The following is a 14428-nucleotide window of genomic DNA, read 5'->3' as shown; positions in this document are numbered from 1 at the left end:
TTTTAGTCCTGATCCGCGGCACCTCAAAAGAGACCGACGAACCCGCAAATCCCCCATAGAATCAGGCCTCACAGCCTTAACCTGACGCGAATGGGATTTCGGGTAGAAACAAGAGAAAGCGTTTCATTTTCTCTTCACCTACCCTGTGCAGGGGATCATCGAAAGAGGAAAGATAGGTTTGGCAACTTTCCGAGGGTCATCCATGACCCGACAGGCAAGGTGGAGAGCTCCATTTTTTCAAAGCGGGGTATGCCGCTCAGAGCTTCGAAGCAGAACCCTCTGTCACTTCCCGGAGGCGGTAGAAGCCGCGAGGCGAATCGGCGGGCACAGTCCGCAGAAGCCAGTCCCCCCCGCCAGAGAAAGTCTCCCCGACATTTTGCCACGAGCCTTCCTGCAGGTTGCGAGAAAACTGCAACTGGTAAGAAGCAGCGTCGGGAACGGCCATCCCCAAGGACCATCCTGACTCTCCAGCGGTCAGGGTGAGCTGGGGTCTGGTGACCTGCAAGGGAGCAACGGCAAGAGTGCCCGCCTCGGACGGGCCGTAGGCCACCTCCCCAAGCGGGTTGATCACCGCAAAGCGAAACTGCGCTCCGTCCAAAGCCAAAGTCGCGAGCCTTTGCAGCGTGGCGGCAGTTTCTTCGGCCAGGATGGTGAACTCACCCTCGCCGGCCAGCTTTCTTTCCCAGCGATAGCTTGCCAGAAGGGAGCCCGGGGTCACTTGAGCCTGCCATATCACGAGGTCCCCGGCGGTGACCGCGACGTCTCCGGTCAGGGCCAGCTGCTGCAAGGGGGGAGCCCCGTGGTCATCAACGTCGATGACCACCCCATTGGTGACGAATTCCTCTCCAGTCGCGGCCAAGAGAACGCGAACCCGCACTTCTGCCCCCGAGAGAGCTTGCTCGGCCACGAGGGAGCCCGTCTCGCCAGCAATTCCCGGCAGAGGAGCCCAATTTCCTTCCGGCCAACGCCATTCCCAATGGATGGCATCATTTTCCGCCAGGGAGGGTTCTGCCTGGAGATTGAGATGAATTGTATTTCCCTGATGATAGTGGTCAGCCAGACTATCCAGGGCCACCAACTGTTCACCGGGCCCGGCATCGGAGACATGAATTTCAATCGCGGCATGACCCGCCCCACTCTCAAAGCCGAGACTCGTGGGAAAGGTGGTCGAGAGCCGCAATTCTCCCCCATCATCCGCCAAGGTCAAAGAGCGTTCAAAAGCGAAGTTCCCGTCCTCATCGGGCACCACTTCCTCGCTCGTTCGATTCCCGGCCCCATCCGTGAACCGCCAGGTGTAGGTCAACTCTTCACTCGGGGGATACACCGTCGCGCTGACGCGCAAGGATTGGCCCTCGCGATAGATTCCCCGAGCCCCTTGGATCAACACCTCGCGAGGGAGATGCTTGGTGGGATACGGCTGGGACATGGCTATCACCTGGCCCTCCCGCACGACATGGATGTGAACTTGTCCCGAGGAATTGAACAAGGTGTTGTGGGTGAGTGAGAGGCCCTCAACGATGGGGCGAGCATACTCCGGAAGCCAGAATCCTCCCTGTCGGAAGGCCCCCACCAGTTCATCACCTTCTTGCAGGCCCGCAGGAGCATTCACGGTAGCAAGCCCTTGATCCCCGAGGAAGACCTCCGGACCATTGAGCCAAGTCAGGGTCGGAGCTTCGATCCATCCGGGCACCACGAGCTCCACCCGAGCCGTCTCGGCGACGACCACATTGTCCCCGGTGTGATAAATTTGAGCCCAAACGGAGACCCCCTGCCAGGAGGCATCCACCTCTTGCTCCCAACGGTCGGTGCCCGAGATCAATCTCCAGGTGGTTTCTCCACTTTCGGAATGACGGGCCCGCCAACGCAATTCTTCGTTTTCTCCCAAGGCATACCCATCGGCCTGCGCCCGCACCGTCTCTCCCGGAGAATAGGAAGCCGCAATACCTGAAAGCGAGAAAACCGCACCACTCTCATCGCGAACCGTGACAGCCACCGACGCGGACTGGGAAGGCAGGGCCTCGTCAAGCCACGCTGGCACAAAGCGAGCGCTCAAGGGCCGCACGCCCAACAGGAGCTCGGAAGTGGCAAAGAGAGCCGTTCCCGAAACCACCGGGGCATGGCCCAGGAGCTTCGTCCCTTCGTAAAATTCGACATATCCCGCCGCCAGGGGGCTCACCGCCGCAGTCAGAGAAAGTTCACTACCTCGCGTGATCTCGGGAGCGGAAACCACTAAATCAGTAGTAGTTTGCAGCGCTTCAGGCACCTCACCCACATGGAAGTGGTAATCCTGAGTGGCGGAGACTTCTGCGCCGTCCACCCTTGCCGAGGCCCGGAAGGTGAGCGTGTAGCGCCCTGCGGCGGTGAAGGCCCACGAAGCATGAGCATGAACCCCGGCGGGCAAGGTCCACTCTCTCAGCTCTGTGCCCTCACTGCTCAAGAGCCGAACCGGCTCGCCAAAGGGCGTGGTTTGGTAGAGCTGGAATTCCCCTGGGCCCTCCACCGCTTGCAGGCGGAGAGTGATTTCGTTCTCGTCAAGAACTCCCGCAGGCACCCCTTCGGTTTTGAACCCCGGCCACAAGAGCGCCCCGTTGGGATTGCTCTCAGGCGCAATCCAGACATCGCTCCCCTCCTCTCCCAAAAAAGCATAACTCGCCACCCCGGGAACTTGCGTGCGCGCTGCCTCTTCCACATTGAAAAGACCCACCTCAGGGTCGACAGGAACGCCAAGTTGTCCCTCCAGATCGGCCTGACTCCCTAGGGCGAGAGTTCCCTCCCCAAAGGACACGTTCACGACATCACAGTGAACTTGGGTAATGAGGTCCCGCTCCCGACTTGCCGGGGCGGCCGCAAAAACCGATGAGACCCAGACCGGGAACAGGACCACTGCGATAAATGACGCTTTCATGCGCGCCGAGACCTAGATTAACGCAATAAAATTGCAACAGTAAACGCGATTTTCTGGCGTTTCACTTGACCCGCAGGCGGAAGAAATCGCGACCCGAGGGCGGCGTCTCCCTTTTCAAAGCTCTCATCATGAACTTGGAAAGCGCATTCCCTTCCTCTGCTCCGGTCTCGAACAATTCCAAGGGATATCCCGGAGCGGTCGGTTCGATGGTGGCCCAGAGCTCCAAGTCCTGGCTGGCTTCCGAGACCAGGCGCGGGGACTGGCCCGCGAGGGGGTCCTTGTAGAGGTCCCGTAGAAAGATCAATCGCCCTTCCCCCCCGTCCGGCGAAAGTTGCGCACAGACAGACGCGCTTGCACCGGTGACCGGATTCGCCCCTGCCGCATCCATCAAGTAGTCCCATTGGTGACTCCGCCCGTCCCCGTTCCAATCCCCTGCCGGGTCGGCCAAACTCCCCGCCGCCAACTGATGGGCCCGCTCGTAGCTGTCAGCCCACTCCGCGAAGGAATAGGAGGCCCTCAAGCCCGCCAGACAACGAACCACACCTTGGCTACGGGAAACCACCAAGCCCTCTTCATCGCGTCCCCGCAGTTCGAAGGTGAGCGTGTGAATCCCTTTCTCAGTAAAATGCAAAATCCCTTCCACGTCAGAGGTCAGGCTCAGGGAGTCGTCCCCGTCGAGACCGTCGGCGGTGGAGAGCAGCTCCCCCACAACGAGCTCTCCCGGCCCCAGATGATGCACCAGCTGCACGTCCACGGAGGCAAAAGAGTCTGCAGCCCCCGCAGTCGCCAGTTCGCGAGGCAAGCCGACCACATCGCGCTCATCCCCTCCTCCCGCCTCCAGAAGAAAAGCGCATTGATAGCCCGCTCCAGTGGTGGAGGCTGGAACCTCCACCACCGCCCTTCTCTCGCCGTAGAGAACTTCTCCGGCCTCATCCCGCAGCGCCAACTCCCAGCGCCCCTGCTGATGCAGAATCGATCCCGAGAAGGAAGAAAGCACCCCGGAGTGCGGCACCACGAATTGAAAAACTTGTGCCGCGCGAGTCTCCGTCCCCGTGCCGCGGAGGCGCCCCATAGCCTCCAACTCGAGCTCGTAGGTGCCCGGCGCAGTGAATCCCCAGTTGAAATGGCTGTGCGCCGCAGCCGGCAAAGTGGGAATCTCATCTTCAGCCGACAAGCCGTCCGCGGTGTTGTAATAAACCTCGGCTTCCCCGAAGTTCCCATTCTCCCAGAGCGCAAAATGTCCGCCCCGCTCCATCCCGGTGCCCGTCGCGGCCACCAAGCGCAGGCTGATGGTGCCAATGCCCGAGTTGGAATAAAAATTTCCCACCCGGGTCTGAAAAACAAAAGGATCCACAATCACCCGCATCCCCAGATACTGGTTCCCAACCTGAAAACTCTGCGGCAAGATCCACGCCTTTTGGCCGACCTCTCCCAAGAAAGACAAGCTGTCGGTGAGCACCCCCTCCGAACGAGGAGGCGCGATGAGACGGGTCTCGGCCGCAGCGAGACGACGAATCTGAGACCGATCATTGAAATCGTCGTTGAGATTGTAGGAATTCACCAGGCTCCATCCCTCGTCCGGATCGTAGTCGGTGTGGACCTCATAATGACCGTAGATGAGATCCACCGCCGGAAGGGGCGAAGACACCATCCAACCAACGAACAACATTCCACTCCGGACCAGAAAAAGCGACCCTTTAACGCATCTTAGTTGCATTTACGGCGAGAGAGAGGCCATAAAGCGCCCGTGCTTAGCAAGCGAAAAAAAAGTCCCGCCGCCGTTGTCCTTTTCACTGTCAGCTCGGTTCTCGTTTCTTGGGCGGAGGAGTCTCTCCCGTCCACGGAGTTTTGGAGTGAAGAAACCCTTGCGGAAGACATTGAGGAGCTGCCGGAAAGCACCGTGCAGGCAGTCGCGGAAGCCCCTCTGAGTTATCTCTCGCCGACCCTCCTGCCAACGACCACGGTGGAGGCCGAAGGAGAAAGAGGCGAAGCCACGCTGCTGGGCTCCCCCCTGGCCGAGAACCCGTTGCTGCGCTTTGCCTCCCCCAGCGCCACCGTGCTACGAGGCGCTCCTCTTCGCCGCAAGCAGCGCGCCACCTTGGGCGAGACCCTCGCCGCCGAGCCCGGCATCACTGCCAGCTCCTATTCACCGGGGGTCTCCCGCCCCATTATTCGCGGCTTCGATGGAGTGCGGGTGCGCACGCTGCGAGACGGATTGGGCACGATGGACCTCAGTGAAGACAGCCCCGACCACGGCGTGCTGATCGACCCCCTGATGATGGAGGAGGTGGAGATTCATCGGGGTCCAAGCTCTCTTCTCTTTGGCAACTCCGCAATTGGCGGCGCCATCAATACCCGCACCCGCACGATTCCTGCCGTCGAGGAAGGAGAGCCCTTCACCGCCACCGCCATGACTGGCTATGAGAGCCAGGGCGATGGTCACCACTTTGCCACTGCGGGAGAATTCCGCAACGAGCAGGCCGCTTTGGGCTTTTCGGCCAGCCATCGCTCCGCTGGCGACATTTCCATCCCCGGGCGGGCGCGTAGCCAGGCCTACGAGAGCCTCGTGCAACCCCATCAATTCGTCCCCGGAGTGGGCGCTGTGCCCGTTTCCAATTCCTCCGACACCCTCCCCAATTCCTTTCACAACAGCACCAGTTGGACCCTTGGCGGCCGCCTCGGCTCGGAAGATTTTCTCTCCCTCGGAGTTTCCCACCACCGCTTCGAGACCAACTACGGCCTGCCTTATTTCTATCCGGGAGACGAAACGGATTTCTTCGGCGACTACGACATCGCGGCCCATCTCGACCGCTCCGATCTCGAGGTGAGTTATCGGGGTGATGGCGGCTCCTGGTTGCGCGAAGCCCGTTGGCGTCTGGGGTATGGCAACTATGGTCATGACGAAAATTTCTCCGGCCAAGGCAAGGACCAGGGAAGAGACTTTACCGGAACGACCTTTCAAAAAACCACCTGGGAGAGTCGGCTGGAGCTTCATCACGGAGAAGAAGCCGACCTCATTTCCGGAATTTGGGGAGCTCACTTCAGCAACGAAGAACTCGCCCTCACCCGCCTCCTCGTCCCGCCCCCAACCGCCTTTTGTGAGGACTCCACCCTTGCCTCTACAGGGCTCGGCTTCTTTGCTCTCGAACAATGGCAACTGGGAGCCTTTACCCTGCAAGGAGGCCTTCGTTGGGACCAGCTGGAAACCTCCCTCACCGACCAATTGGGTTCAACGCTCCGCTCCGAGGGCGGCTCCTTCTCGCAGTCGCTCACCCTCAGCTACGACCATTCTCACCCGGGCCCGCTGGACCACCTGACGACCAGTTTGACTATCTCGCGCCTGGAACGCCAGCCCACCGCCCACGAGCGTTATGCCTTCTTCCATAATGCGGCTCTCGGACGCTTTCTCATCGGCGGCGACCTCGATGGCGATGTTCTCAAACGGGAAGAATCCACCGGGGTCGAGCTCTCCTTCGAAGGAGGGTGGGCCAATACTTCCGCCGGGCTGAACCTTTTCTACTACGACTTTGCCAACTACGTTTTCCTGCAGGATCAGCGCGGGGTCAGCTTCGCGCCCACCGCCCAATATGTCGAAACCGCAGCCGAGTTTTATGGCTTGGAAGTCAGCATCGACCACCTTCTCTGTGACGATCCCGGAGGATGGGGTCTTATCCAGGCCCGGTTGACCGGGGACCTCGTGCGTGGACTCGATCGCGACCGCGACGACAGCCCCCTTCCCCGCATCCCGCCCGCACGCCTCGGCGCGGAGCTGACTTGGGAGCTCCAGCACTGGCGGGCCGCTCTCGACATGCGCTACGTCTTTGCCCAAAGAGAGGCCGCCGAGTTTCCCGTCGCCGAGTTAGAAAGCGGGGACTACCTGATGGTCAATGCCTCCCTCAACTGGACGCCCGATCCCGAAATTCGCGATTGGGAAATCTCTCTCCAGCTTCGCAATCTCCTCGATCAGGAAGCGCGCGATCACACCTCCTTTCGCAAGGACACCACCCCTCTCCCGGGCTTCGGATTGAGCAGCGAAGTCCGCTGGGTGTTCTAGCGTTCGAGAAGAGCCACCCGGCGGCGGCGTCACGAAAGGTCTCCCTTTCCACAGCCGAGAGCAATCAGGCGTCATCATTTCTCCCCTCACCGCTTGCAAGTGGCGCGGCAGTTGCTCTGCCGCTGCCAGAATTCCCCGATTTGAGCGTTTTCAAATCCCCCCCCATCAGTCACTCTTCGCCCACGAAAAATATGAGCCTCTATCTGGACTACCTCGCTGAAATTGAAGAACGCAAAGCTGAAGGCCTGCACCCCAAGCCCATCGACGGGGCCGACCTCTTGGCGGAAATCATCGCTCAAATCAAGGATCCCACCCATGAGCATCGTGAGGACTCGCTCCACTTTTTCATCTCTAACACTCTCCCCGGCACCACTTCCGCTGCGGGCGAAAAGGCGAAATTCCTCGAGGACATCATTTTGGGCAAAGAAGCGGTGGCCGAGATCACGCCGACCTTTGCCTTTGAGCTTCTGTCCCACATGAAGGGCGGTCCCTCCATCGAGACCCTCCTCAATCTCGCTCTCGGCGAAGATCCCGCCATCGCCCGGGAAGCGGCGGAAGTCCTCAAAACGCAGGTCTTTCTCTATGATGCCGACATGGCCCGCCTCAAGGACGCCTTTACCGCGGGCAATGCCGTCGCCAAGGACCTCCTCGAGAGTTATGCCAAAGCCGAGTTCTTTACCAAACTCCCCGACGTCCCGGAAGAAATCCAGATCGTCACTTTCATCGCTGGCGAAGGCGACATCTCCACCGACCTCCTTTCCCCCGGCAATCAAGCCCACTCCCGCTCCGACCGCGAGCTGCATGGCAAGTGCATGATTTCCCCCGAGGCCCAGTCGAAAATCCAAGCTCTCCAGAAACTGCACCCCGGCAAGAGCGTGATGCTCATCGCCGAAAAAGGCACCATGGGCGTGGGCTCCTCCCGCATGTCCGGCGTCAATAACGTGGCCCTCTGGACCGGCAAGCCCGCGAGCCCATACGTGCCCTTCGTGAACATTTTCCCGATTGTGGCCGGCACCAATGGCATTTCCCCCATTTTCCTCACTACCGTCAGTGTGACCGGCGGTATCGGCATCGACCTTAAGAACTGGGTCAAGAAAACCGATAGCGAAGGCAAGGTGGTCACCGACGCCAACGGCGATGCCATGCTGGAGCAAACCTACTCGGTCGAAACCGGCACCCTGCTCACCATCAAGACCAAAGACAAGACCCTCTGCGACGCCGAGGGCAAGGTCCTCACCGACATTTCCGCCGCCCTCACCCCACAGAAGGTCGAGTTCATCAAAGCAGGCGGCTCCTACGCCATCGTCTTCGGGAAAAAGCTGCAGACCTTTGCCGCCGAGACTCTCGGCAGCGAAATGCCCGCCGTCTACGCCCCGGCCAAGGAAATTTCCCACCAAGGACAGGGACTGACCGCCGTGGAAAAAATCTTCAACAAGAACGCCGTGGGCACGGCCTCGAACGCCCCCCTGCACGCCGGTTCCGATGTGCGCGTCGAGGTCAATGTGGTCGGTTCCCAAGACACCACCGGGCTCATGACTTCCCAGGAGCTCGAAGCCATGGCCGCCACCACCATCTCCCCCATCGTCGACGTCGGCTACCAGTCCGGCTGCCACACCGCTTCGGTTTGGGACAAAAAGGCGCAGGCCAACATCCCCAAGCTCATGAAGTTCATGAACGACTTCGGCCTCATCACCGCCCGCGACCCCAAGGACGGTTACCACGCCATGACCGACGTCATCCACAAGGTCCTTAATGACCTCACCGTGGACGATTGGGACATCATCATCGGCGGCGACTCCCACACCCGCATGTCCAAGGGCGTGGCCTTCGGAGCCGACTCCGGCACCGTGGCCCTCGCGCTCGCCACCGGCGAAGCGACCATGCCCATCCCGGAGTCCGTGAAAGTGACTTTCAAAGGAAAAATGGCTGCCCACATGGACTTCCGCGACGTCGTCCACGCCACCCAGGCCCAGATGCTCAGCAAATTCGGGGGCGACAACGTTTTCCAGGGCCGCATCATCGAGGTCCACATCGGCACCCTGCAAGCGGACAAGGCCTTCACCTTCACCGACTGGACCGCCGAAATGAAGGCCAAGGCCTCCATCTGCATCTCCCAGCCCGAGACCCTCATCGAGTCTCTGGAAATCGCCAAAAGCCGCATCCAGGTCATGATCGACAAGGGCATGGATAACGAGAAGAAGGTTCTCCAGGGCCTCATCGACAAGGCGAACAAGCGCATTGCGCAAATTCACTCCGGCGAAAAACCACCGCTCGCCCCCGACGCGAACGCGAAATACTACGCCGAGCTCGAGGTCAATCTCGACGAGATCGTCGAGCCCATGATCGCTGACCCCGACGTCAACAACGAAGACGTCTCCAAGCGCTACACCCACGACACCATCCGCCCCCTCTCCTACTATGGTGGCAGTAAGACCGTCGACCTGGGCTTCGTCGGCTCCTGCATGGTGCACAAGGGTGACCTCAAGATTCTCTCCAAGATGCTCAAGAACTTGGAAGAAGCTCAGGGCAAGGTCGAGTTCCATGCCCCTCTCGTTGTCGCCGCGCCAACCTACAACATCATTGACGAACTCAAGGCCGAAGGCGACTGGGACATCCTTCAGAAGTATTCCGGTTTCGAATTCGACGACAACGCCCCCAAAGGCGCCGCCCGCACCGAATACGAAAACATGATGTATCTCGAGCGTCCCGGCTGCAACCTCTGCATGGGCAACCAGGAAAAAGCGGCCAAAGGAGACACCGTGATGGCCACCTCCACCCGCCTCTTCCAAGGCCGCGTGGTGGAAGACTCCGAGCGCAAGAAGGGCGAATCCCTCCTGAGTTCGACCCCCGTCGTCGTCCTCAGCTCCATCCTCGGCCGCACCCCCAACCTCGACGAATACAAGGTCGCCGTCCAAGGCATCGACCTCACCACCTTCGCCCCGCCCACGACGGAACTTGTCGCCTAAAGAACCAACCCTAAAAGCGATTCGCAATCGCTCCCATTGGCCTGTCGCCAAATTGACATCTTTTGAAGAAGGCCGCGCCTACCGGATCCGCCAATGGCAGGAAACAGGGTGCGCGGCAAGGCTTCAGGCTGCATGGGAGCTTGTCGAAGACTACTGGGTCGGCTTAAAGGGGATGAAGCCCGATAAACTCCGACTTCAAAGATCTGTTACCCACGTTCGAAGCCGAGGACGTTGAATACCAGATTGTCGGAGCCTACGCGGTCATGCACGACACGCAGCCCCGCTACACAAAAGACCTCGATGAAATTCGTGGTGCTGAGTCAGAATCGAGGGCAAACACCCCTCCCCGAAGAAGCCATCCTCCCAAGGCCGTTCGGAAACCAATTCCCAAACGGCCGGAAGGAACACCGTAATAGGTGCCTCCACCCACCTCACCTCACAGCCCGGTGACGGAAGAGCAAGAGAAACGGCCTCGTTCTTGCGGGTCTTGCCGGAACAATGGGGCGCGCAAAGGCACGCGCTCCCTTTCCCCACCCCGGCTTTTCCTCCTCTTCGCGGGAGCCATTGCTCCGGTCATGCGGTCCCTCCTCCCACGAAACGAGGATAGACGGGTTCCGGCTCCCTGCTAAGGTGGGCCGATCTCCTGTCGCTTCACCTCCTTGCAAGGCCCTGCTCCCAAGGGACTCTTCACCACAGGATTTCGGATCTATTCTTAATACCATGCGCCTTCCCTTCATTCAGCTATCCCTTCTCTTTCTGGCAACCGTTGGGCTGCAAGGAGAGCCCCATCTGGACCTGAGCCGGGCCTTCCTCCTCAATGCCGACTTCACGGCCGACGTTCACAACAAGGCCACGAACGGAAATGACTATGCCGGCAATGGAGGGACCTTCGATGAGGTCGCCGGTTGGGATCTGGAGAAAGGAGGTTGGGGGGTAGCGGCCACTTATTCCTACGGTCACCAGAACACCCTTCATGGCAAAGTGGTTCCGGCAACGGATCCGGAAGGAAACAACGAGGGGGCCGCGCTGGGCATCGTCAACGCTTGGGGCGGCTTTGCGAAATACTCACAATCCGTCACTCTGCCTGCCGGCGATTACCTCATTCGCTTCCAGGCCTTCAATGCCAACAGCGGGGAAGAGACCATCAACCTCTCGGGATTCGTCACTGAGGAGGGTAGCGAAATTTTTTCCACCCTCAGCAGCTTTCCCTCCCAACAATGGACCGAATTTGCGGTCCCCTTTACCTTAACCGAAACCACCAATGGGCGCATCCAACTCGGCTTAGGCAGTGCCAATTCCGGTTCAGGCGACAAGGCCGGTTTATTTTTCCACCAAGTGGAACTCTTCACCGACAACGACGACTTGGCGACCTACCAGGGACTACTCAGCACTTTGACGAATGAAGCCCGCAGCCTATACGACGCGGGCGGATTCCATCTCCCCGCCGGGGCGGACTTGGCCGCAGCCATCGCAGCAGCCCAAGACCCCGCCACGGGCCAATCCCTTGCAAGCATCCTCGACGCCATGGCCAATCTGAATCTTGCCATGGACGAGCTTCCGCAGGCCTACCCGCCCTACAACCGGCTCGCCGCTTACATCGGGGAATTCGAGGTCCCGATCGACACCTACGGACGGACCGACCTCATCCCCTACCGCGACCAACTGCAAACAGCCTACGACAACCAATCCTGGGATGAAGCCCGCATCGATGCCGAGATCGCCCGCCGGGACGACTTGTTCTACTCCGTCGCCCTCGAGACGGTCAGCGAAAAGAAGTATCGCGTCGCCCGGCGCATTCCGGTGGATTTGGTAGAATCCTCTTTTCCGGTAGGCTACTCCCAAGCCATCGCCGGGGACCAACACGTCTTGGTCTACTATGATGACAACAAGAACATGACGGTGGCTTACCGCACACTGGGAGAAAACTCTTTCAGCACCGTCACCCTCAATTCCCGCATTGGCTGGGACAGCCACAACTATGTGACCCTGATCGTGGACAACGAGGGCTACATTCACATCAGCGGAAACATGCACAATGTCCCCTTGGTCTACTTCCGCTCCACGCGCCCTTACGACGCCTCCGAGTTCCTCGAGCTCAACACGATGGTCGGCAGCCTGGAGGACAACGTCACCTACCCGAACTTCCTCATGACCAATTCAGGGGAACTCCTTTTCCACTATCGCTACGGCTGGAGTGGTAATGGCTACGAAGTCTACAACATCTGGAATCCCACAACGCAGACCTGGAGCCGCTTCCTGGACGAAGCCCTCATTGACGGCCAGGGACAGCGCAATGCCTATATGAAAGGGCCCTACTACGAGGCCGATGGCTACTACCACCTCTACTGGGTGTGGCGGGGAACTCCTGATGCCGCCACCAACCACGATTTTTCCTATGCCCGCAGCCGGGACCTCATCAACTGGGAGACGGCAAGCGGAACGCCAGTCGCCCGCCCCATGGTTTTTGGTGAAAACGGGCTCAAGGTCGATGACTCGGCAACCACCTCCGGCACAGGCATTCTCAATGGGGTGCAGGCCCACGTGCTCGACTCGCAAAACCGCATCGTCCTGGCCAACATGAAATATGACGACCTGGGCAACTCGCAGTTTTACCTCTATCGCCTGCGCGAAAACGGGACTTGGGAAGAAAAGCGCGTGAGCAACTGGCTCTATCGATACAACTTCGGCGGCGGAGGCTCCCTTCTTTTTGAAATCACCATGCGGGGGTTGCGCAAGCTCGGCAACGGCGAGCTGGGCCTCTCCTACAGCCATTCCCAGTATGGCGATGGCGAGTTCATCATCGATGAAGAGACGCTGGAACCCATCGCCACCCGTGCCTTCCAATTCTCTTATCCGGAAGAACTGAATGAGGTCACTCTCGCGGGCAGCTACGCCCGTCCCATCTCAGCTAATATCGACCAACTCGGTCCTTACCTCATGCACTGGGAAACAATGGGCGCGAACAACGACCGGCAACCCCCGGGTCCCTTGCCTCCCGCCAACATGCTTGAGGTCATCGAGCTGGAACCCTTTATCACCAATGCCGGCTTTGAGAATCCGGAAATCGCGGGCAGCCTCCCCACTCCCGACGAGGCCGGTTGGACCTTTGCGGGCCCTTCCGGACTGGCGGCCAACGACAGCGCACTGACAAGCGGCAACGAGGCAGCTCCGGAGGGCTCGCAAGTGGCCTACCTGGAGGGAACGGCCAGCCTTTCCCAGACCTTTGCCGACCTCATTCCCGGCACCACCTATCATGTGGACTTTGCCGCCGCCCAGCGACAGAGCCCCAGCCAGGCGGGAGAGACCTTCGACCTCATTGTTGACGGTGTCGTGGTGGGGAACTTCGCCCCCAATCAGGGAGAGACTGCCTACCAACGCTTCGCGGCCGGCTTCATCGCGGCCGAGACCTCCCATACCGTGACCTTCGCGGGCACCAATCTGGCAGGAGGAGACAACATGGTGTTCATCGACGATGTGCGCTTGTTCATCGCCAACAGCCCGGCTCAGTTTTCTGCCGACTTGCTCACCACGACTGCCGCCCACGAAGGCGAGCCCTATCAAGCCTTCTTGAGCTCCCTCGCCTCAGACCCCGATGGTGACGCCCTTTCCTTCTCCAAACTTTCCGGTCCTGCCTGGCTGCAGCTGACCGCGAACGGCGTTCTTTCCGGCACGCCCTCCGCTCGTGATGCCGGGAGCAACACCTTCACCGTCGCGGTGAGCGATGGCAATGGAGGCTCGCACCAGGCGAGGCTGGAGATTCTCGTCTACAGCGCTCTGCAGCAAGAGCTGGCCAATTTTCACTTCGAGACCCCGGCCACCGACAACTTCCTGGCCAGCCCGAGCAACGCAGGCTGGACCTTCGCGGGCGCGGGCGTGGCCACCAATGGCAGCGCCTTCACCGCCGGAAACAGCGAAGCCCCGGAGGGAACCCAGGTCGCCTACATCCAAGGCACAACAAGCCTCTCGCAAGTCCTCTCAGGCCTCACTCCCGGCACGAGCTACCAGCTTCTTTTTGCAGCTTCCCAACGGCAGAACAAAGCGGGAGGCCAGCCCGGCCAAACCTTCGAGGTCACCATTGGCGGCGCGGTGGCCGGAAGCTTCGAGCCTCCCCAGGCCCTCGGCTCTTACACCGACTATGCGGTCACCTTCCAAGCCGAGCAAACGCAGACAACCCTCGCCTTCGTCGGCACCAATCTCAATGGAGGCGACAACACAATCTTCCTTGACCACGTGCGGGTGCGGGAAATTTTTGCCCCCCTGCTTCCGGTGGTCGACTCTCTCTCTCTCGGTGCCAATGGTCTCGTTTCCCTCAGCTGGGATTCGGAAGCCGGACGCACCTATACCATTCTCTATAAATCCGATCTAAGAGACGGAGACTGGATTTCCTTGAAAACCGGAATCGCGGGTTCTGGAACGCTCGTCACCGAAGCGGTCTCCATCGACCCCGCCCTCGGCAAAGGCTTCTTCAAAATCAGGGTCGAATGAAGTCTGGAAACGAAAAAA

5 protein-coding genes are annotated in these 14428 nt (G+C 59.9%); 3 read left to right on the top strand and 2 right to left on the bottom strand.

The window, feature by feature from the left end; translation table 11 throughout:
* Positions 1–256: 256 nt before the first annotated feature.
* Together JIN78_RS02230 and JIN78_RS02225 are read right to left on the bottom strand one after the other, a co-directional pair.
* Entirely contained in the window at positions 257–2905 is a 2649-nt protein-coding gene (locus JIN78_RS02230) for a choice-of-anchor M domain-containing protein (protein ID WP_200390300.1), read from the bottom strand.
* A 61-nt stretch (positions 2906–2966) separates the two neighbouring features.
* Entirely contained in the window at positions 2967–4553 is a 1587-nt protein-coding gene (locus JIN78_RS02225; RefSeq protein ID WP_200390299.1) for a choice-of-anchor M domain-containing protein, read from the bottom strand.
* A gap of 99 nt (positions 4554–4652) precedes the next feature.
* On the opposite strand from JIN78_RS02225, the gene JIN78_RS02220 reads away from it, so the two are divergent.
* From JIN78_RS02220 to JIN78_RS02210, 3 genes are all read left to right on the top strand, one after another.
* The gene (locus tag JIN78_RS02220; RefSeq protein WP_200390298.1) at positions 4653–6959 is read left to right on the top strand and encodes a TonB-dependent receptor; all 2307 of its coding nucleotides are present in this window, start codon (positions 4653–4655) and stop codon (positions 6957–6959) included.
* A gap of 191 nt (positions 6960–7150) precedes the next feature.
* Entirely contained in the window at positions 7151–9925 is a 2775-nt protein-coding gene (locus JIN78_RS02215; protein WP_200390297.1) for a bifunctional aconitate hydratase 2/2-methylisocitrate dehydratase, read from the top strand.
* Positions 9926–10645: 720 nt separating this feature from the next.
* Entirely contained in the window at positions 10646–14410 is a 3765-nt protein-coding gene (locus JIN78_RS02210) for a BNR-4 repeat-containing protein (protein ID WP_200390296.1), read from the top strand.
* The last annotated feature ends 18 nt before the right edge of the window (positions 14411–14428 follow it).

The organism is Roseibacillus ishigakijimensis, assembly GCF_016595415.1.
Lineage (GTDB): Bacteria > Verrucomicrobiota > Verrucomicrobiia > Verrucomicrobiales > Akkermansiaceae > Roseibacillus > Roseibacillus ishigakijimensis.
The sequence above is the reverse complement of the archived record's forward strand: the minus strand, read 5'-3'. Positions and strand labels throughout refer to the sequence as shown.

Excerpts from the sequence above, each read along its gene's own strand:
- JIN78_RS02230 (WP_200390300.1), bottom strand. The coding sequence starts at position 2,905 with ATGAAAGCGTCATTTATCGCAGTGGTCCTGTTCCCGGTCTGGGTCTCA.
- JIN78_RS02215 (WP_200390297.1), top strand. The coding sequence starts at position 7,151 with ATGAGCCTCTATCTGGACTACCTCGCTGAAATTGAAGAACGCAAAGCT.
- JIN78_RS02210 (WP_200390296.1), top strand. The coding sequence starts at position 10,646 with ATGCGCCTTCCCTTCATTCAGCTATCCCTTCTCTTTCTGGCAACCGTT.